We start from the raw sequence: 18,361 nt of genomic DNA, 5'->3' as shown, positions 1-18,361 counted from the left end.
GCCGGGCTCGGCGCGCATCACGAACCCTCCCCTCTCCGGCACGACAGAAAGCCACCGTTCGTGAACCCCAGCGCTACCGGGCACCAGGTGCCCACCCTCCCCGGGCTCGACGAGGACACCGCCGAGCAGCGGCAGCGCGACGCCCCCGCCCCGGAGCAGCGGCCCGCCGGTCTCCGCCCGGCGGCCTCGCGTCTGGTCCCGACCAGCAGCCAGGACATGGCCGACCCGCAGCGGCGGCCGCTGCTCCACCTCGTCGTGGACTGCCCGTTCTGCGACCACCAGCACATCCACCCCGGCGGACACGTCGGGGCATCCCGGCCCTGCCCTCGCCGCTCACGCTGCGTCGGTCAGCCCGGCGGCATCTACTACTTCCCGGCGGTGCAGCCGTGACCGAGGCACCGTCCACCGAACGAATCGTCGCTGACGAGCAGCTCGTCCACGCCTCGCTGGCCTACCACTTCCAGGACGTGCCCGGCCTGGTCAGCATCTGCTCCGACGCCGACCGCTGGGCCGGACGCCGGTTCACCACGGACGAGACCGGGATCGCGGCCGCGACGCGGTACGCCATGGAGCTGGACTCCCGCGCGCCGAAGGGCATCTACACCCAGGTCACCACGCTGCGCGAGCACCCCGCCAAGGGGCGCGGCGGGAAGGACCTCGCGCACGGCCTCACCTTCCTCTGGGCTGACGGCGACTACGGCACGACCGGGCACAAGCCCGGTCTCGACGACATGCCCCACCCGGTCGACGCCGACCACGTCCGCGAGATCGTCACAGCGTCCGGGCTCCCCGAGCCCAGCGGCTGGTGGCACTCCGGCGGCGGCTACAACCCCATCTGGGCCCTGGCCGAGCCCCACATCATCGGCGGCGAGGACGACCGAGCGGCAACCGAGCGGCTCACCATGGCCGTGCAGGCCATCCTCGGCGCGTCCGCGTACTCCCACGGCTGCTCCTGGGACACCCAGATCGGCAACCTCGACCGGCTCATGCGCGTGCCCGGCACGGTCAACCGGAAGGCCGAGGCCCGGCCCACGGGCAGCTTCCCCGGGACCGGCGAACCCGTCGACCTGGCCCTCATGCGGGAGGCCGTCGCCCGCCTGGAGCCGGACGCCCAAGCCCTGCTGGAGAAGGCCGCCGCCGAGAAGCGCGCGCGGCACGACACACGGACCGGCCGCACCGCGGCGCCGCCCGCCCAGCGCCGCCCTTCCTTCCCCCGCTCCGGCGGCGGAACCAGCGTGTTCGACATCCTCGCCAGCGAGCTGGCGTTCCGAGACATCCTGGAGCCCGCAGGCTGGACGTATCGCGGCACCGCCGCCGACGGCCGCGAGAAGTGGCTCCGCCCCGCCGGGGCCGAGGGCCAGGCCGACAGCGAACACAGCCTCGTCTGCGACGACCACGTGGCCGTGAACTGGTCCGAGCGATCCGGCCTCCCCGTCGGCCAGCAGCCCGCCGGGCGGAAGCTCACCGTCCCCACCCTCTGGGCGCACGTCCACTACGGCGGCAACGAACGCGAAGCCACCCTCGACGTGCTCCGGGCCGCGTTCGACCAGGACGCCCACCCGGCCGCCCGGGGTCTGCCCACGGCCGTGCTCACCCGCGTGCGCCAGCACTGCCGGCCGCCCGCGCAACCACGCGCCACACCGCCCCCGCCGCCCGCCGAGGACATGTGGGCCGGTGACGCGCTCGAGGACTCCCCGCCCGGGGAGGAGACTGCCGATGACGAGGAGACACAGCGGCCGCGCGGCCTGCTGCCCGAGACCTTCTGGGCGCGGCGCCCGGTGCACCAGCACATCCGCCAGGCCGCGCACGCCGAAGGATCCAGCGGCGACGTGCTGTTCTACTCCCTGCTCGCCCGACTCTCCGCGATGATCTCCCACCACATCGCCGCCGTCTCCGGCATCGGCGGCCGCGCCTCGCTCAACACGTTCGCCGCCATCGTGGGCCCGTCCGGCGGCGGCAAGTCCATCGGCACCAAGGTGGCCCGCGCGCTGCTGCCGCCGCTCGACCCCGAGTTCCGTGACGGCCTGCCCATCGGCTCCGGCGAGGGGATCGCCGAGGCGTTCATGGGCACGGTCGACGAGGAGACCGGCGAGATTCACGCCAAGGGCCCGCTCAAGGGCGACCCGGTCACCCGCAAGGTCCGCAAGCAGGTCCGGCACAACGCCTACTTCTACGTGGACGAGGGCCAGACCCTGGCCCGGCTGGCCGAGCGAGCGGGCAGCGTGCTCGGCGAGACGCTGCGCCGCGCGGCGATCGGCGAGACCCTCGGCCAGACCAACGCGTCCGAGGAGCGCACCCGGTACGTGGCCGCAGGCTCGTACAGCCTGGGCATGGTGGTCGGCTTCCAACCCTCGACTGCCATGCCGGTGCTCGCCGACGCCAGCACCGGCACCCCTCAGCGCTTCCTGTGGGCGTGGTCCGCCGACCCGTCGATCCCGGACCGGCCCCCCTTCTCTCCGGGCCCCTTGCCGGTGAACCCGGCCGCGGTGCAGCCCGGCGACAGCCTCGACATCGTGCTGCCCGAGCGGATCCGCTCGGCACTGTGGGTCGAGCACGTGGCCCGGAACCGGGGCGAGCTGGAGATCAACGAGCTGGACGGGCACGCCAACCTGATGAAGGTGAAGCTGGCGGCGCTCCTGGCGCTCCTGGACGGCGGGCGCACCGACGTGACCGAGGAGGACTGGGAGCTCGCCGAGGTCGTCTGGAACTCGTCCTGCGCCGTGCGGGACACCCTGATCCAGCGGGCGGAGCGGGAGGCCGAGGCCGCGCGCCGGAGGGAGGCGGACGCCAAGGTCGCTCAGGAGCTCCGGGCGCACCAGGCGAAGACCGACACGGACCGCACGCTGGAGCGGATCGCCCGGTTGGTGAAGAAGCACTCGAGCGTGGTCGGGGGCATCACGTTCGGCGAGCTGAACCGTCGTCTCCGGAGCAGCGATCGGGACTTTCTGCGCCGGGCGGTTGAGGTCGCCGAGGCTCACGAGTGGGTGTTCGTGGAGGGCGACCGGGTCTGTGTCCAGACGGGTTGAGCGATGTGGACGTGTGGACATGTGGACGTGCGTCCACGTCCACCCGTCCCGCCATCGGGCGCACTCCCAATTAGTACTTAAAGGGACAAAACAAAGATCTATTTCACTCACGCGACGCGAGACAGGGGGATGTGGACGCCGTCCACGTTGTCCACGTCCACATCCCGCGTCCACATCCACACCCACCCGGAGGAAGCCCGATGGACTGCCAGCTGTGTGAGCGCGAACTGCACGGCGACGCCGCGGCGCACCTGTGCCCCGGGTGCACCCGGGCGACCGGCGAGCGGCTCGACCGCATGCCGAAGCTGTACGCCGCCCTCGCCGCATTCCTCGCCCCGTCCGGGCGCCGCCCCGAGCTCGGCCGCACACAGGCTGTGGACGCACCCCTGCCCGTCGCCGAGCCGGTGCTGAGCCTGCGCGGCCCCGGCGGGATCGTCGGAGTCCTCGAGGACTGGCGCAGCGCCCTGCACGCCGACCTCGGATGGAGCGAGCCGAAGCCGCGGGGCTCGATCGAGGACCGGATCACCGCGGCCGCCGCCGGGCTCCACACCAACGTGCTGTGGATCGCCTCGAGCTGGCCGATGGCCGGAGCGTTCGCCGAGGAACTGCGCGACCTGGAGCGGTCGGTGCTGTCAGTGGTGAACCCGCCGGAGCGGACGCGGCGGCTGGGCAGCTGCATCGCGCTGACGGCCGACGGCTCGCCGTGCGGCGCGGTGCTGCGGGTGGCGCACGGGGTGACCGAGGTGCGGTGCCGGTGGTGCGGGACGGCGTGGCCGCCGGATACGTGGGTGACGCTGGCACGCGCGCCGCAGCCGGTCGACGGCGAGGCTGTGGCATGAAGCCGCTGGCCATGGGGCTGGACGTGTATTACGCACGTCCAGCCCTCGACATGAGGGGCCTACAGCAGCTTGCTGCGCCCACCGGCCGCGGACGCGGGGCGGCGTCCGCGGGCCCGGCGGCCGGGCCGCGGGCGCCGGGGCTCCCCGTCGATGCCGGCCGCGCGGCGAGCCCAGCGGGCCATAACGTCCTCGGGCACGCCGACGCGGGCCACGGCGCCCTCGACGGCGCTCCGGCACTCGGGGAGGCTGCAATGCACGGGACTGGCCTGGTAGTCGAGCCGGGGGTAGGTCATGGACTCCGGCGGCAGGTAGAAGCAGGCGCAGTTGAGGCAGACGTACACGGTGCGCATGTGGGGCTCCTATCCGGTGGTGCCGGTGCCGTTGCAGGTGCCGCAGGGGCCGGTCCAGGTGCGGGTGACGGGCCTCTGCTGTCCATTCTGGTCGGTCTCGACGCTGTGTTCCGTGTGCTCGGTGACGCGGTCGCCGTTGCAGGCGGGGCAGGTGTCGGCCATGGCTCCAGGATGGCGCACTTGCGGGCTGTGCGTGAAGGAGTCGAAACAGTGCGTAGCGGATGGGCGGCCCACTCCTTGACTAGGACACACTGTCCTAGTAGGATCTCGGCTGTGCCAACCTCCGATTGGCGCGAACGTGTTGAGGCCGAGAACCGGCATCAGCGCGAGTTGCGAGCAGAGATCGCGGCCAGCGCCCGAAGACGAGCACAAGCGTTCGAGGACGGTGTCCAGGAGCTCGGCAGCAAGTCCGCAGTGGCCCGAGAGATCGGCCTCGACGTCCGCGCAGTACGCAGAGCGATCAACGAGTACGGACCGGCGACTCCACCGCCTACCGGCTCCACAACTGAAGAACCCAGCAGGTAGCCCCCTCGGCGAAGGCGACTCCACCGCCAGACCGAGGGGACCACCCGACACCCGGTAGGCGCGCGAACGCCGACCCGGGCACTAACCCACGAACGAGACAGGACCTCGTCATGGATCAGCGGCATCTTCCCATGCCCGCGCGCCCCGACGCGCCCCCGCCCGACCGGCGCCTCATCGCCGTCGGCACCATCCGCCACCACGGCGGCCGCACCATCACCGTGCGCGCCACCGAGGCCGGCGTCACCGGCACCAGCCGCCCGGCGGTGAAGCCGTGACCCACAACATCCCCGAGCCCACCGCCGACCTGCTGCGCGCGGTCCTCGAAGCGCTCGACATCCCGTACCCCGCCACCATCGGCGACGGCGAGATCCACGACCGGCTGATCGCCACCCGGGCCATGCACGCCAAGATCGCCCTGCACAACGTCCTCGACGACGGCCCGGACCTCGGCATCGAGTGGACCACCGCCTACCTGCGTGCCCGGCTCGCCGAGCACCCGCCCACCGGCTACCGCGCCGTCGGCGACCGCCGCCCGGGGGGTGAGCGGCCGTGAAGCTCCCCACCTACGTGCCCCCGCTGCACATCGCGATCGACACCGCCCGCGAGTTCCTCGCCCAGGCCGAGGCCGTCAACATCCACGACCACGGCCGCGTGATCGAGTCCCACGGCTCCCTCACCGTCAGCCTCGCCGCCCTGCTCGCCGCCCTCGACGCCGAGAAGAGCCGCGGATGAGCGCCCGGTCTTGCCCCGACTGCCAGGGTGACGGCGGGCGCACCGAGACCACCCGGGACGGCGGCGTGACCCGTCAGGCCTGGCGCACCTGCGCCACCTGCCGCGGGACCGGGAGCCGGTCGTGACCGGCCCGCGCACGGTCACCGTGCACACCCGCGACCACGGCCCCGTCACCCTCGTCTGCCCGGCCTGGTGCACCACCCGCCACGCCGAGCAGAACGGCGGCTACCGGGTCGACCTCTTCCACGAGGGCGACGAGACCGGCCTCACCCTCGACACCACCCGTGGCCGCGTCTACCTCATGCCGACCTTCCTGGAGCAGCGCCCGTTCATCGAGCGGCCCCCGGGCCGCGGCGTGTTCGTCAACGTCGGCTTGGAGGGCGACTTCTACCCGTCCGACCCCGCGCAGCTGCACGACATCGCCGAGGCCCTGATCCGGCACGGCGCCCAGCTGCACGCGCTCGCCGGGCACCTCGCCGCGCTCCTCACCGAGGAGGGCCCCTGATGCTCCGCCTCGCCGTCGGCGTCCTGCTCATCGCCGAACTCGTCCTGCTGGCCGTGGTCGTCGTCCTCCGCGCCACCGCCTGATCCACCCTGCCCCGGGCCTCGCCCCGCCGTAGGGGCGGGCCCGGCCTCCATCCGGAGACTCACGTGAACCATCTCGAACTTCCGCCGTACCCGGCCGTACCCGCCGTACTCGGTGGCGTACTCGTGGCCGTACTCGTCGGCGTACTCGCACGCCGCCGCCGCGCACCCAGGCGCGCCCCGGCCGCCGTCCTCATGGCCGCGCTCGGCGCCCTGCTCTGCACCGCGTACTCGGGCGACACCTCATGGCGTTTCGCCCGCGACCACCTCGACATGGCCAGTCGCGGCGAACGCACCATGATGTTCGCCGCCGCCGAGATCGGCCTCTTCGCCATGGCCCTCATGGCGCGGGCCAACCTCAACGACCCCGACAAGAACGGCCCCGGCGCACCCGGGGTACTCGTATGGGTCGTCACCGGAGTACAGGTCATCCCCGCGTACTCCGAGTCCGGGGCCGTAGCGGGTACGGTCCGCGCGTTCGTCGGCCCCGTCATGGCCGCCCTGCTGTGGCACCTCGCCATGGGCATCGAGCTGCGGCACCGCACCGACCGCACTTCCCAGTCCTTGCCAGCGATCCTCGCCCGGGAGGCACGCGTTCGGCTCCTCGCCCGCCTCGGCCTCGGGGTCCGCGGCCTGGACGCCCAGCAGATCACCCGCGACCGGTGGACCCGCATCGCCACCCGCCGCGCCGCGCGCCTCGCCGACCTGAAGACCGCCAAGGCCCGGTCCCGCCGCCTGGCCAGCGCCCGCACTCGACTGGCCCGCGCCGTGGACCGCACCGACGCGGCCGTACTCCCCGAGCAGCAGGCCGTACTCGTGGACCGCATCGCGGGCTACGTGCACGCCGAGGAGCTGGTGGCAGTCGCCGGGCGCTCCCCGTGGCAGCCGGTCGCCCCGGCGCCCGAGCGGGTCGAGCTGGAGCCCGTACCCGAGGCACCGGAGGCGTACCCGAGTACGCCCCGGCCCGTACCCCCGGCCGTACCCGCCAGGGCCCGCCTGCTGCCGATCATCGCCCGGCCGCAGCCGACGCAGTACCGCCTCGATGCTTTCGCCAGGCAGTGGGTGCCCGCCGAGCCGCAGCGCGTACTCGCCGCCGAACAGCCCCGTACCCGGCCCGAAGTACACGCCGAGTACGTACCCGATGAGCCCGAGTACGACGTACCCGACCCCGATGACGAGCCGGTGGACGACAGCCCGCCGCCCCCGGCCGAGGACCTCCTGACCGCCCGCGCCCGCGCTGACTTCGACGCCGAGCTGGCCAGCGGCGACCTCCCGACCTATCGGGATCTCAAGGAGCGGTACGGCATCGGCCAGAACCGCGCTACCCGCATCCGAGGCGAACTCGCGGCGGCACGATGACCGAGCCGCGCATCGTTCCGCCGCCGCCGGACTATCCGCCCACCGCAGGCCGCACCACCTGGTGGACCAACACCCCACCCGAGCCCACCGTCATCGTCATGACCCCCGAGGCCGCCGAGGAAGCGCCCCGCCGGCGCCTCCTCCCCGACTGGCAGTGGCGCCCCGGCGCGGCCGCCGCCGCCATCACCCCCGGCATCTGGTGGGCCCACACCCTCACCGACCCCGAACTCACCACCAGCGGCGCCTACGTCATCGCCGGACTGGCCCTCGCCATCACCGCGGCCCTCGACCACACCCGCGGCTGGTGGATCACCCGCACCGCCCTCTACGCCACCACGCTCGGCGCCACCCTCGCCCTGCCCGCCCGCCCCGCCTTCACCCTCGCCATCTACCTCATCACCGGAGCCACTTCATGAACGTCAACCTCACCGCGGGCGGCATCCTCGTCGGACTCGGCCCCCTCGTCTGGTACGGCTCCCGCTGGGCCAAGGCCAACATGAGGGCCAAGTCGAAGGACTGGAAAGCCCTCATCCCCCTCGCCTATGGCTTCGGCCTCGGCATCCTCGGCGCCATGTGCGTCGGCGGACTGCTGGGCAAACTGTTCGGCCGCGTCCGCCAGACCGCCAACGGCGTAGGCGGCAAGGCTCTCGGCGCCACCACCGGCACCGACACCACGACCATCGCAGGCGCTCACGTCCAGCCGCTCACCCAGGGCGGCTCCATCCTCGTCGTGCTCGCCTTCCTCGCCCTCATCGCCCTGTGGAAGAAGATCCACAAGGACGACATCCGCATGATCGGCGCAGGGTCCTTCTCCGGCTGCACCGTCGGCACCACCGCAGGCATCGGCGGCACCGGCGCCCTCGCCCTCGTGCCGTTCGTCAACAGCCTCGGCGACTCCCTGCTCCACAGCGTCTGATGGCCACCCTCCGCGAGACCGGCAGCCGCATCGAACGCGGCTCCGGCATCCTCGCCCGCCGCATCGGCCGCGCCCTCACACCCGAGGGCCGGCCGGTGCTGGCCACCATCCGCATCGGCATCGTCTGCCTCGCCGTGCCGCCGCTGTATGCCGCGATCGAACGCTCGCCCCTGATCCTGGCCCCGCTCGCCATCGGCATCTGGTGCCGCCGCGCCTGGCACGCCAGCGCCCCCGTCCCCCTCGACCAGGAGCAGACGCGCCGCCAGCTCGTCGAGGCCGTGCTGGAGATGGTGGGCGACCGGCCCGGCATCCACCTGTCCGAGCTGTACCCGCGGATGCTCGCCAGCCCGTGGGGCGCGCACCTCGACGAGACCCGGCTGCGCGCCGCCCTCACCGACGCCCGCATCACGATCACCCGGTCCATGCGCGTGGGGGACGTCGAGGGCTGCTCCGGCGTCAAGCGGGCCGACCTCGAGGCCCTCCTGCGCCCCGCTCCCCCCTCTCCGGAGCCCAGCCCCTCTCCAGCCGGTGGAGACGCAGGTCAGGCACCGCCGGAGAGCGCCGGAGAGCGGGCGGGAGAGCGGCTGGAGACCGCCTGAACCAGCCCCTCCCAGAAGGGGTTACGTGCGCCACTCAACTACCGAACCGGAGGCACCCCATGGAGTACTGCGAAGAGTGCGGCTGGTGGACCAAGCCGCACTGCGGACACTGACGCACTCAGGCTTTGAGAGCCAGCGCCGCGCTCACGAGAGCGTTGACCAACGTCAGCCACGCGATCCACTGCGTGCGCTTGTCGACCCCCAGGGCCAGCTTCCGCACCTCCGCGACATCGTTCCAAGTGGAGGGCCGAGCCGCTTCCCTGCGCTGATCGCGCACGCTGAGCACGCCGAGAACCGCAGCGACCAAGGCGATCAGCGCGGCGACGATTGCGATCAAAATAGTGACCTTCATCGGGCCAACATACGGGCGACGCACGGCCAATGACGCCGCCCGTCACCACGGAACGGCCAAGCCGCCCTGCCCGTTGAATGGTTGAGACCACAGACCCCGGCGGGTGCTGGTAACACCCCCGGGGCACGGCCGATCTGACAAGGAGATCGACATGTACGAGGGTAGCCCTCACATCTGGAGCGACGAAGGCGTAGGCCGCCTCGGAGACGACGCCCCGACCGCCCGCCTCGCCGACCTCATCGACCCCAACGACCCGGCCCTACAGCACATCAGCCAGGCCCTGACGAACTTCCGAGCGGCAGACGTCTCCCTGACCGAAGAGATCGTGAAGGCAGCGATCAAGCTCGGCCGTGCCGAGCACGCCCGCTGGAGTGCGGCCGATGGCAACGGATTCAAGGCCGCCCCACTCCCTCGGCAGGGGGCACACGCTCCCGTCGTCTACTACGTCCGGCGCGGCACCATGGTGAAGATCGGGACCACCACGAACCTCCACGAACGCATGCGCGCCATCCTGCCCGAGGAGATCCTGGCGACCGAGCCGGGCGGCCAGAAGACGGAGTTCGCCCGGCACCGGCAGTTCTCCGCGCTGCGAGTCGACGGCCAGCGCGAATGGTTCCACGCAGGCGCGGCACTGCAAGACCACGTACAGCGAGTCCGCGCGCAGCACGGCGCACCGGAACACTCCCTGCCCGTCCTGCCCACCTGAGCCACACTGGGGCCATGGAGTACCTGTCACTGCTGCCCGGCCGCCTCACCACCTCCATGGCCGCCATGGCCACCGGCAAGCAGCCCGCAACCATCCGCGACTGGGTCCGCCGTGGCATCCTCACCCGCTGCGGCGGCACCCCGAAGCGCCCCATCTACCGCCTCGACGACGTCATGGCGGCCCAGGAGGCAGCCAAGCCCAGTCGCCCCGGACAGCGCGCCGCTTGACACCGCTCAATCCACGCGCCACGATCTCGGTGAACAGCTGTGCCCGAAACATGGCTGACCTAGACATCGAAGGCCCCGACCAACTCACCCGGTCGGGGCCTTCGCCATTCCCCAGACCACCCGGGCCGGGTGGGTGCAGGGATGGTCACCCGGGCAGCGGGGCGCACCCGGGTGACCATCCTCCAGGAGGTGGCACCCAGTGGCAGCCAACCCCCGCAACGGACGCCCGTACAGACGCCTCTGCGCCATGCAGAAACGCCTGGGCCTACCCTGCTGGCTCTGCGGCCACGACATCGACCCCACCCTCGACCCACGCGACCCATGGTCCTGGACCCTCGACCACGCCGTACCCCTCAGCCGCGGCGGCAGGCTCCTCGACCCCACCAACGCCCGGTCAGCACACCGACGGTGCAACTCGGCGCGGGGCAACCGGCTCACCATCCCCCAGCCCCGAGCCTCACGACGGTGGTGACGATGACCCACAAAGCCACACTGCAGCCCGGCCGGGCACCCACCCCGCCGCCTCCACCATCGCCGCAGAAGTGCCCGTGCTGTACGTCGTGACCGGACCGCCGGCCGCAGGCAAGTCGTCGTGGATCGACTCGCACGCCAAGCCCGAGGACATCGTCATCGACCTGGACCGCATCACCGTCGCGCTCACAGGCCCAGGCGCACCCCACTGGAACCACGCCCCACTGCAGCAGCGCGTTGCCCAACGAGCCCGCTACGCAGCCATCGACGAAGCATGCCAGCACCTCGACAAGCTGGACGTCTACCTGATCCACACCTTGCCCAGCCCCAAGGCCCTCGCCAAGTACAAGCGGCTGAAGGCCCGCATCGTGGTGGTCGACCCCGGGCGGGACATCGTCGCGCAACGTATCGCCGCCATGCGATCACCGGAGATGGGGCGTGTTGCTGCCCGCTGGTACAACGCGCGACGGTCTCAGCCTCGGGGCGCCATGCCTCAGGCATCCCGGCGGTGGTAAAGCAGGACAGAAACGGACATACGCGGTCCATTCTTTGGATTCCGGACCGGGCGACCCAAACGCCCTTGTCGCCCGTTTTTTTGCTTGCCCTGTATGAGTCAAGATCAACTCGCGGGAGCGTCACCCTGAGTGACTTGACCTTGATGGTCTCCTCAACCGCGTGCCTTAACCATACCGCACCATGGGCCCAACTTGCAACCCTCTATTGGCGTTTGTGGTGATTTGTCTTGGGGGTTGGCATGGGGGCTGTCGCTGGTGCTGTCGCCGCCGAGGTCGATCAGCTGAAGGTCGCCCAGACGTCGCCCGGTCTGGCCGAACTCGCGGTGAGCCTTGCTGAGGCCGTCGACGATGCGGATGCTCCGGCGGCACGGGCCGCGGCAGCCCGCGAGCTGCGTGCCGTCATGTCTGACCTGCGGAAACTTGCTCCGGTGGAGTCGAAGGGGGATGCGGTCGATGACGTCAGTCGTAAGCGAGCCGAGCGTCGTGCCGCACTCCAGCAGCAGGCCGGTGGCTGACGGGCCGGCGTATGGCCAGCAGCGGCCCCGTCTCCTGGCCGTGCCCAGCACGTTCCTGTCGAGCGCCGGCATGGAGGCCGTCGACCTGGCGGCGAGCGCCGGGCTGCGGCTGGATCCATGGCAGCAGTTCGTCCTCGACCAGGGCATGGGCGAGAAGGCGGACGGCAACTGGTCCTCGCCCGAGGTGTGCGTCAACGTCCCGCGCCAGAACGGCAAGGGCGGGATCATCGAGGCCCGCGAGCTGTGGGGGCTGTTCATCGGCGGCGAGGAGTTGATCCTCCACTCGGCGCACGAGTTCAAGACGGCGAAGAACGCGTTCAAACGGATCGAGCGCCTGATCCGCGGGTGCCCTGACCTGCACAAACGCGTCAAGCGGTACTGGCAGACCGTGGGCGAAGAGGGCATCGAGCTGCACACCGGGCAGCTGCTGCGCTTCATCGCCCGCTCCGGGGGCAGTGGCCGGGGCTTCACCGCGGACTGCATCGTGCTGGACGAGGACATGATCCTGGGCGATGACGCCATGGCGGCGCTTGCGCCGACGCTGGCGGCGGTCGCCAACCCGCAGACCTGGTACCTGGGGTCGGCCGGGGTCGGCCATCAGTCGGTGCAGCTGGGCCGGTTGCGGCGCCGGGCGCTGGCCGCGCTGGAGAGCGGGCATGCGGATCCGACGCTGGCGTACTTCGAGTGGTCGATCAACGAGCATCGGGACGAGTGCGGCCCGCAGTGCCGGGAGCATGACGATGTGGCGGCCTCTGAGTCGGTGCTGAAGGCGAACCCGGCGGTCGGGTACCGGTTGACGCTGGAGAAGTGCGCGAACGAGCGGCTGACTCTGGGGGACACGCTGTTCGCCCGTGAGCGGCTCGGCGTGGGCGTCTATCCGTCCGATGGCACTGACACCTGGCAGGTCATCGCGGAGGACGTGTGGCGGGCCCTGGCGGACGCCAGTTCGCGCCCGGAGGATCCGGTCGCCTTCGCCATCGACACGACTCCGGAGCGGTCGCACAGTGCGATCGGGGTGGCCGGCGTCTCGGGGGCGGCGGTGCATGTCGAGGTGGTGGACCACCAGCCCGGTACGGGGTGGGTGGTGGAGCGCGCGGTGGAGCTGGACGAGCGGCACTCGCCGCGGTGCTGGGTGGTCGACGAGGGCGGCCCGGCCGGATCCCTGGTCCCGGCGCTGCGGGCGGCGGGGCTGCTGGTTGTCTCGCCGAAGGCGCGGCAGATTGCGCAGGCGTGCGGCCAGTTCTACGACGCGGTGGCCGAGCAGGCGATCGTGCACATCGACAACGCGCCCCTGGCCGCGGCTCTGGCGGGCGCGCAGCAGCGCCCCTTGGGGGATGCGTGGGCGTGGGCCCGGCGGGGCGTCTCGGTGGATATCAGCCCGCTGGTGGCGGTGACGCTGGCCAAGTGGGGGCTCGAGGCGGAGATGGACGAGGAAGAGCCGGCCGAGCCGCTGGAGAACATCTGGTGAGAGGGGACCCCATGACGTGGGCCAAGCGGGCCGCCGAGGCCCTGGCGGGGGCCGCGGGCGCAGCCACCGCCAGGCTCCCGGGCCTGGCCGGCGCCGGGCTGGTCTCCGCCGCCGGATGGATGGTGTACGAGCCGCTCGGCCTGGCGATAGCCGGGGCGTTCTGCCTGGCGATGGATTGGCGGATGCGATGAGCCTGTTCTTCCGCCGCCGTGAGCAGCGTGCCCCGTTCGCTGAGCCGCCGATTCCCCGGCCGTCCGAGGCTGCGTCGACGTTCGCCAGCATCAACCTGTCGCGGGCTGAGAGCAGCCTGCAGAAGGTCGCGGTGTGGGCGGCGGTGGACCTTCAGGCGTCGCTGTTGTCCACGCTGCCGCTGGATGTCTACCGGGGTGAGGGGGCGGCGCGGCAGGCGTTGCCCGCCCCGGCCCTGCTCACGGACCCCTCGGGCGAGGGCTTCGGTGTCGAGGACTGGCTGTACCAGTACATGATGTCGATGCTGCTGCGGGGCAACGCCTACGGCACCGTGGCCGCCCGGGACCCGATGGGCCTGCCGACCCAGGTGGTGCTGTACCACCCGGACGAGGTGCAGGGCTGGCGCGACACCGATGACGGCCTGCCCCGCTGGCGGGTGTCCGGCAGGGAAGCGCCGTCCGCGCAGATGTGGCACCGGCGCGCATACTCGGTGCCCGGCCGTCTGCTGGGGCTGTCGCCGGTCGCACACCACGCGCTGACGATCGGGCTCGGGCTTGCGGCTACGCGGTTCGGGGTGCAGTGGTTCGAGGACGGGGCGCACCCGTCGGGGCTGCTGACGAACGAGGAAGCGCTCGATCAGAAGCAGGCGACGACCGCGAAGCAGCGGTTCATGGCCGCATTGCGCGGCACCCGGGAACCGGTGGTGCTGGGCAAGGGGTGGAAGTACCAGCAGATCCAGATCGCGCCGGATGAGTCGCAGTTCCTGGAGACGCAGCAGTACAGCTCGGCGGAGTGCGCGCGCATCTACGGGCCGGGCATGCCGGAGATCCTGGGCTACGCCACCGGCGGGTCGATGACCTACGCCAACGTCGAGCAGCGCTCTTTGGACCTGCTGACGTACACGCTCGATCCGTGGCTGACGCGCACCGAGCGGATGTTCACGGCGATGCTGCCCGAGGGCGTGTACGTGAAGTACAACCGTGCGGCGCTCGCGCGCACGGACCTGCTGACCCGCTACCGGGCGCACGCGATCGCACTGCGCAACCGGTGGACGGTGGTCAACGAGGTGCGCGACATCGAGGACATGGGCCACGTGCCGTGGGGCGCCGAGCCGAACGAGCTGGCCGGGTCCGAGCCGGACCTGAGCGAGAAGTGAAGGGGGCGCGAGATGGGCGTCAAGAGCGACCGGGCGAACGTGTCCGGGACCGTGCGTCGCGCGTTCCCGGTCCGGCTGGAGGTGCGTGCCAAGCCGGGCGCCTCCGGCACCTCCAGCGTGACCGGCTACGCCTCGGTCACCGAGGAGCCGTTCGAGATGTGGGACTGGTACGGGCCGTACACCGAAGTGATGCGCTCCGGCTCGTTCACCAAGACGCTGGCGGAGACGCCGCAGGTGCAGCTGCTGCTGAACCATGGCGGGCTGGCCATGGCCTACACCAAGGCCGGGACGCTGCGCCTGGCGGAGGACTCGACGGGTCTGCATATGGAGGCCGACGTCAACGCCAAGCGGTCGGATGTCCAGGACATGCTGGCTGCGCTCGAGGACGGCGACGTCGATGAGATGAGCTTCGCGTTCCGGGTGACGCGCCAGCAGTGGTCCCCGGACTACGACCAGCGGGACATCCTCGAGGTGGACCTGCACCGCGGCGATGTGAGCGTCGTCAACTTCGGGGCGAACCCGGCGACGTCGGTCAGCGCGGTGCGCGCGGCTGACTTCGACCGCCTGGCCGAGGCGGACGCACGGGTGCTGTACGAGCGCCTCAAGCGGCGTCTGGAGCCCGCCCCGGCGGCGGTCCGGCATCCGCTGTCCCTGTACGTGGCTCAGGCCGACGCACTGTCCCTGTAGCCGACCCCTCCGCCTGCCTTACCTGACGCGCCGGAGCCCACGCCGGAGCGGCACTTTGTGCTGCCACCACCTGGGCCACCACCCGGACGGCCAGCAGGCGCGACCCAACCCGACACCCAACGACAAGGAGCGAGTGATGCTCGCATTCCTGCGTAAGCAGATGCAGGACCTGCTCGAGCAGCGGGCCGCGCTGAAGACCGAACTCGACGGTGTGCTGTCCACCCCGACGACCGAGCAGCGTGACCTCACCGATTCTGAGCAGGCTACGTTCACCGCCAAGCGCGAGGAGATCCGCGCGAAGGACGGGGAGATCGAGAAGCTCCAGGCGCGCATCGGCGAGCTGGAGGAGGACGAGCAGCGGGAGCAGCGCGCTGCCGAGCTGCTGGCCCAGAACGGGCAGGCCGGCGAGCGGCGCGAGCGCGTGCAGGTCACGTCCGAGCCGGAGACCTACCGCAAGGGCGGGCAGACCTCGTACTTCCGCGACCTGTTCCGGGCGCAGACGAAGGGCGACAGCTCCGCCGCCGAACGTCTGACCCGCAACGACCGTGAGGTGGCGAGCCGCCTTCAGCGGATCGCCCGCGGCGCTGAGAAGGCGCTGGAGGGCATGGAGGCCCGTGCCCTGACCACGACCGACGGTGCGGGCGGGGAGTTCGTCCCGCCGCTGTGGATGGTCAACGACTACATCGCGCTCGCGCGCGGCGGCCGCGTGGTCGCCGACCAGGTCCGCCCGATGGCGCTTCCCCCGGGGACCGACTCCATCAGCCTGCCGCGTATCGCTTCCGGCACGGCGACCGCCGAGCAGACCACGCAGAACACCGCGGTGCAGGACACCGACGCGACCACCGGCTCGGTGACCGCGAACGTCACGACCATCGCGGGTAAGCAGGTCGTCTCTCAGCAGCTGCTGGACCAGTCCCCGATCAACATGGACCAGATCCTGCTGGCGGACCTGGCGGCGGACTACGCGGTCAAGGCGGATGTGTTCGTCATCAGCAACAACGCCACCAACAAGGTCGGTCTGCTCAGCGTCTCCGGCGCCAACGCGGTGACCTACACCGACGCGTCCCCGACCGTGGCCGAGCTGTACCCCAAGGGCGCGGATGCGGTCCAGCAGATCCACACCGGGCGGTTCCTGCCTGCGGATAAGCACTTCATGCACCCGCGCCGGTGGGCGTGGATGACCGCGGCCGTGGACACCGCCGGCCGCCCGCTGGTGGTGCCCGCGGCGAACCTGCCGCAGAACGTGATCGCGGCGATGGGCGAGGTGGCATCGGAAGGCTTCGTCGGCACGTGGCACGGCCTGCCGGTCTACGTGGACCCGAACATCCCGGCCAACCTCGGGGCAGGCACCAACGAGGACCGGATCATCACTCTGCGGTCCAGTGACGTCATCTTCTTCGAGGGCACCCCGCAGGCCGAGGCGTTCCGCGAGACGAAGGCGGACCAGCTGTCCGTGCTGCTGCGGTTCTACAACTACGCGGCCCTGCACGCCTCCCGGTACCCGAAGTCCATCAGCGTGATCGCCGGTACCGGCCTGGTCACCCCGACGTTCTGACCCGCCCGGGCGCCGGACGGCACGCCGCTGCCCGGCGCCCCGCTGGAGGTACCCATGAGTCAGAAGCAGACAGCTACGAACGTGCGCACCGGGGAGAGGACCGAATCCGAGGTGCCCACAGCGGACGAAGCGTATGTGTCCGCCCTGCTGCGCGAGCGGGAGGGCTACGCCACCTACGGCCGCGAAGACCGCGTCCAGGCGGTGGACGAGGAACTGAAGCGGCTCGGGGTGACCCGGGCCGACGCCCACAAGGGCACCGAACGGGCTGTGACCAAGCCTCGTGAGCGGCGTGGCACCAGCCGGTAAGGAGACCCCGCCATGGCTCTGCTGACCCTTAACGAGGCCAAGGCCCAGCTGAACATCACCACCGCCACGCACGACGCCGAGCTACAGGCATACGTCGAGGCGGTCACCGCGATGGTCGAGTGGTACGTCGGGCCGGTGGAACCCCGGACGGTCACCGAGACGGTCAACGGGCGGGGGCTCACCCTGGCACTCGCCCAGATCCCGGTGGTGTCGCTGACCTCGATCACCCCGCTCCTCCTGGGCGGCCTGGTCCTGGACGTGGCCGACCTGGTCCTGGACAACGAGAACGGGATCATCCGCCGCGTCACCGGTGATCCCTTCTGCGGCGGGCCGTGGGAAGCCGTCTACGCCGTGGGCCGGGGCACCATCCCGCCCACGCTCAACCTCGCCGGGCGCATGCTGGTACAGCACCTGTGGCAGACCCAGCAGGGCCCGGGCAGGCCGTCGCTGGGCGGTGACGACTTCGACGTCAACCAGCCGGTACCCGGCTTCGGGTACGCGGTGCCGAACCGCGTCCTCCAGCTGTTGCAGCCGTACCGTCTTCCACCGGGGGTGGCGTGACCCATGGCTACCTCGCGCGTGCCCGCGGCCATCGCCGCGCTGGTCGCTTTGCTCCGCGGCGCCGCAGGTCTGGACGGCGTGCAGGTCATCGACGGCCCGCCCACGGGCGGCATGGAGGAAGCCGACTACGTCGCCGTCGGATGGGACCCCGGTGGCGAGGCGGCCGTGGTGATGGCCCAGGAGTTCGCCGGCGCCGGCGCCCGGACACGCGACGAGGAGTTCACCATCACCTGCTGCGTGGACGCGTGGACCGGTGGCGATGACATCGCCTCGGTCCGGCATCGCGTATTCGAGCTGCTGGGCGCGGTCGAGGACGCACTGCGCGCCTCGGCTCCCAGCCCGGACGCGCCCTCCTTGGGCGGCACGGTGCTGTGGTCGCACTTGACCAGCGGCTCACTCACACAGGCCAACACGTCCCAGGGCGTGCGGGCGCTCATCACGTTCGCCGTCTCCTGCCGCGCCCGTATCTGATCAACCCCACCCCGAATCGAGGGAGTTTTGCCATGGCGCGTGTGCGCTTCATCGGGCCGGAGCCGGTGACGGTGCCGGAGCTCGGTGACCGGCTGATCGAGCCGGATCAGGTCGTCGAGGTACCGGACCACAGGTTCGAGGGCTACGTCTGCCAGCCCGGCACCTGGGAGGCCGTGGAGGAGCCGGGCTCGAAGTCGGCTCTGGCGAAGAAGACCGCGGCGGCCAAGGCGCCGCAGAAGGAGGAGGGCTGA

At 71.3% G+C, this 18,361-nt stretch carries 28 protein-coding genes; 25 read left to right on the top strand and 3 right to left on the bottom strand.

Translation table 11 applies throughout. From position 1 onward, the window contains the following. Positions 1–60: 60 nt before the first annotated feature. From NMK44_RS19810 to NMK44_RS19800, 3 genes are all read left to right on the top strand, one after another. Entirely contained in the window at positions 61–390 is a 330-nt protein-coding gene (locus NMK44_RS19810; protein WP_254744910.1) for a hypothetical protein, read from the top strand. Beyond that, on the top strand, positions 387–3,026 hold the full coding sequence (locus NMK44_RS19805) for a hypothetical protein (protein ID WP_254744909.1): 2,640 nt from the start codon (positions 387–389) through the stop codon (positions 3,024–3,026). The genes NMK44_RS19810 and NMK44_RS19805 overlap by 4 nt, the downstream gene beginning before the upstream one ends. 200 nt (positions 3,027–3,226) lie before the next feature. Next, complete coding sequence (locus NMK44_RS19800; RefSeq protein WP_254744908.1) at positions 3,227–3,865, top strand: hypothetical protein; 639 nt, start codon at positions 3,227–3,229, stop codon at positions 3,863–3,865. Positions 3,866–3,924: 59 nt separating this feature from the next. On the opposite strand, the gene NMK44_RS19795 is transcribed toward NMK44_RS19800, so the two are convergent. Together NMK44_RS19795 and NMK44_RS19790 are read right to left on the bottom strand one after the other, a co-directional pair. Continuing rightward, positions 3,925–4,215, bottom strand: a complete 291-nt coding sequence (locus tag NMK44_RS19795) for a hypothetical protein (protein ID WP_254744906.1) — start codon at positions 4,213–4,215, stop codon at positions 3,925–3,927. 9 nt (positions 4,216–4,224) lie between these two features. Next, positions 4,225–4,377, bottom strand: coding sequence for a hypothetical protein (locus tag NMK44_RS19790; protein ID WP_254744904.1), 153 nt, complete (start codon positions 4,375–4,377; stop codon positions 4,225–4,227). A gap of 473 nt (positions 4,378–4,850) precedes the next feature. On the opposite strand from NMK44_RS19790, the gene NMK44_RS19785 reads away from it, so the two are divergent. From NMK44_RS19785 to NMK44_RS19750, 8 genes are all read left to right on the top strand, one after another. Continuing rightward, positions 4,851–5,015 (top strand): hypothetical protein, encoded by a 165-nt coding sequence (locus NMK44_RS19785; RefSeq protein ID WP_254744902.1) that lies wholly within the window; start codon positions 4,851–4,853, stop codon positions 5,013–5,015. After that, on the top strand, positions 5,012–5,293 hold the full coding sequence (locus tag NMK44_RS19780) for a hypothetical protein (protein WP_254744900.1): 282 nt from the start codon (positions 5,012–5,014) through the stop codon (positions 5,291–5,293). The genes NMK44_RS19785 and NMK44_RS19780 overlap by 4 nt, the downstream gene beginning before the upstream one ends. Then, positions 5,290–5,472 (top strand): hypothetical protein, encoded by a 183-nt coding sequence (locus NMK44_RS19775; protein WP_254744899.1) that lies wholly within the window; start codon positions 5,290–5,292, stop codon positions 5,470–5,472. The genes NMK44_RS19780 and NMK44_RS19775 overlap by 4 nt, the downstream gene beginning before the upstream one ends. A 121-nt stretch (positions 5,473–5,593) precedes the next feature. After that, positions 5,594–5,977 carry a DUF6907 domain-containing protein gene (locus NMK44_RS19770; protein WP_254744898.1) on the top strand — a complete coding sequence of 128 codons (384 nt, stop codon included), beginning with the start codon at positions 5,594–5,596 and terminating at the stop codon, positions 5,975–5,977. A gap of 146 nt (positions 5,978–6,123) precedes the next feature. Next, a complete protein-coding gene (locus NMK44_RS19765) occupies positions 6,124–7,416 on the top strand; it encodes a hypothetical protein (protein ID WP_254744897.1) in 1,293 nt (430 codons plus the stop codon). Next, a complete protein-coding gene (locus NMK44_RS19760; RefSeq protein ID WP_254744896.1) occupies positions 7,413–7,832 on the top strand; it encodes a hypothetical protein in 420 nt (139 codons plus the stop codon). Before NMK44_RS19765 ends, NMK44_RS19760 begins: the two co-directional genes overlap by 4 nt. After that, on the top strand, positions 7,829–8,332 hold the full coding sequence (locus NMK44_RS19755; protein WP_254744895.1) for a hypothetical protein: 504 nt from the start codon (positions 7,829–7,831) through the stop codon (positions 8,330–8,332). The genes NMK44_RS19760 and NMK44_RS19755 overlap by 4 nt, the downstream gene beginning before the upstream one ends. After that, positions 8,332–8,931 (top strand): hypothetical protein, encoded by a 600-nt coding sequence (locus NMK44_RS19750; protein WP_254744894.1) that lies wholly within the window; start codon positions 8,332–8,334, stop codon positions 8,929–8,931. The genes NMK44_RS19755 and NMK44_RS19750 overlap by 1 nt, the downstream gene beginning before the upstream one ends. A 118-nt stretch (positions 8,932–9,049) precedes the next feature. Here the strand turns inward: NMK44_RS19750 and NMK44_RS19745 are convergent, their stop codons facing one another. Continuing rightward, positions 9,050–9,283: a hypothetical protein gene (locus NMK44_RS19745; protein ID WP_254744893.1), complete on the bottom strand. Its 234-nt coding sequence runs from the start codon at positions 9,281–9,283 to the stop codon at positions 9,050–9,052. A gap of 151 nt (positions 9,284–9,434) precedes the next feature. Here NMK44_RS19745 and NMK44_RS19740 point away from each other — a divergent pair, with 151 nt between their 5' ends. The 14 genes from NMK44_RS19740 (at position 9,435) to NMK44_RS19675 (ending at position 18,361) form a co-directional block, all read left to right on the top strand. Beyond that, on the top strand, positions 9,435–9,989 hold the full coding sequence (locus NMK44_RS19740; protein ID WP_254744892.1) for a GIY-YIG nuclease family protein: 555 nt from the start codon (positions 9,435–9,437) through the stop codon (positions 9,987–9,989). 14 nt (positions 9,990–10,003) lie between these two features. Then, on the top strand, positions 10,004–10,216 hold the full coding sequence (locus tag NMK44_RS19735; RefSeq protein WP_254744891.1) for a hypothetical protein: 213 nt from the start codon (positions 10,004–10,006) through the stop codon (positions 10,214–10,216). A gap of 247 nt (positions 10,217–10,463) precedes the next feature. Beyond that, entirely contained in the window at positions 10,464–10,688 is a 225-nt protein-coding gene (locus tag NMK44_RS19730; protein WP_254744890.1) for an HNH endonuclease, read from the top strand. Between the two features lie 76 nt (positions 10,689–10,764). After that, a complete protein-coding gene (locus NMK44_RS19725; protein WP_254744889.1) occupies positions 10,765–11,202 on the top strand; it encodes an ATP-binding protein in 438 nt (145 codons plus the stop codon). A 239-nt stretch (positions 11,203–11,441) separates the two neighbouring features. Next, a complete protein-coding gene (locus NMK44_RS19720) occupies positions 11,442–11,717 on the top strand; it encodes a hypothetical protein (protein ID WP_254744887.1) in 276 nt (91 codons plus the stop codon). 40 nt (positions 11,718–11,757) lie between these two features. Then, positions 11,758–13,185, top strand: coding sequence for a terminase large subunit domain-containing protein (locus NMK44_RS19715; protein WP_254744885.1), 1,428 nt, complete (start codon positions 11,758–11,760; stop codon positions 13,183–13,185). 11 nt (positions 13,186–13,196) lie between these two features. Then, positions 13,197–13,376 (top strand): hypothetical protein, encoded by a 180-nt coding sequence (locus NMK44_RS19710; RefSeq protein WP_254744883.1) that lies wholly within the window; start codon positions 13,197–13,199, stop codon positions 13,374–13,376. Beyond that, positions 13,373–14,530: a phage portal protein gene (locus NMK44_RS19705; RefSeq protein WP_254744881.1), complete on the top strand. Its 1,158-nt coding sequence runs from the start codon at positions 13,373–13,375 to the stop codon at positions 14,528–14,530. The genes NMK44_RS19710 and NMK44_RS19705 overlap by 4 nt, the downstream gene beginning before the upstream one ends. A 12-nt stretch (positions 14,531–14,542) precedes the next feature. After that, a complete protein-coding gene (locus NMK44_RS19700; protein ID WP_254744879.1) occupies positions 14,543–15,217 on the top strand; it encodes an HK97 family phage prohead protease in 675 nt (224 codons plus the stop codon). Between the two features lie 136 nt (positions 15,218–15,353). After that, positions 15,354–16,772, top strand: a complete 1,419-nt coding sequence (locus tag NMK44_RS19695) for a phage major capsid protein (protein WP_254744877.1) — start codon at positions 15,354–15,356, stop codon at positions 16,770–16,772. A 54-nt stretch (positions 16,773–16,826) separates the two neighbouring features. Beyond that, entirely contained in the window at positions 16,827–17,078 is a 252-nt protein-coding gene (locus NMK44_RS19690) for a hypothetical protein (protein WP_254744875.1), read from the top strand. 12 nt (positions 17,079–17,090) lie between these two features. Further along, on the top strand, positions 17,091–17,639 hold the full coding sequence (locus NMK44_RS19685; protein ID WP_254744873.1) for a head-tail connector protein: 549 nt from the start codon (positions 17,091–17,093) through the stop codon (positions 17,637–17,639). Between the two features lie 3 nt (positions 17,640–17,642). Continuing rightward, the gene (locus NMK44_RS19680) at positions 17,643–18,110 is read left to right on the top strand and encodes a hypothetical protein (protein ID WP_254744871.1); all 468 of its coding nucleotides are present in this window, start codon (positions 17,643–17,645) and stop codon (positions 18,108–18,110) included. Between the two features lie 32 nt (positions 18,111–18,142). Then, the gene (locus tag NMK44_RS19675; protein WP_254744869.1) at positions 18,143–18,361 is read left to right on the top strand and encodes a hypothetical protein; all 219 of its coding nucleotides are present in this window, start codon (positions 18,143–18,145) and stop codon (positions 18,359–18,361) included.

The organism is Streptomyces cucumeris (genome assembly GCF_024295805.1).
Lineage (GTDB): Bacteria > Actinomycetota > Actinomycetes > Streptomycetales > Streptomycetaceae > Streptomyces > Streptomyces cucumeris.
This window is presented reverse-complemented; position numbering and strand designations above follow the sequence as displayed.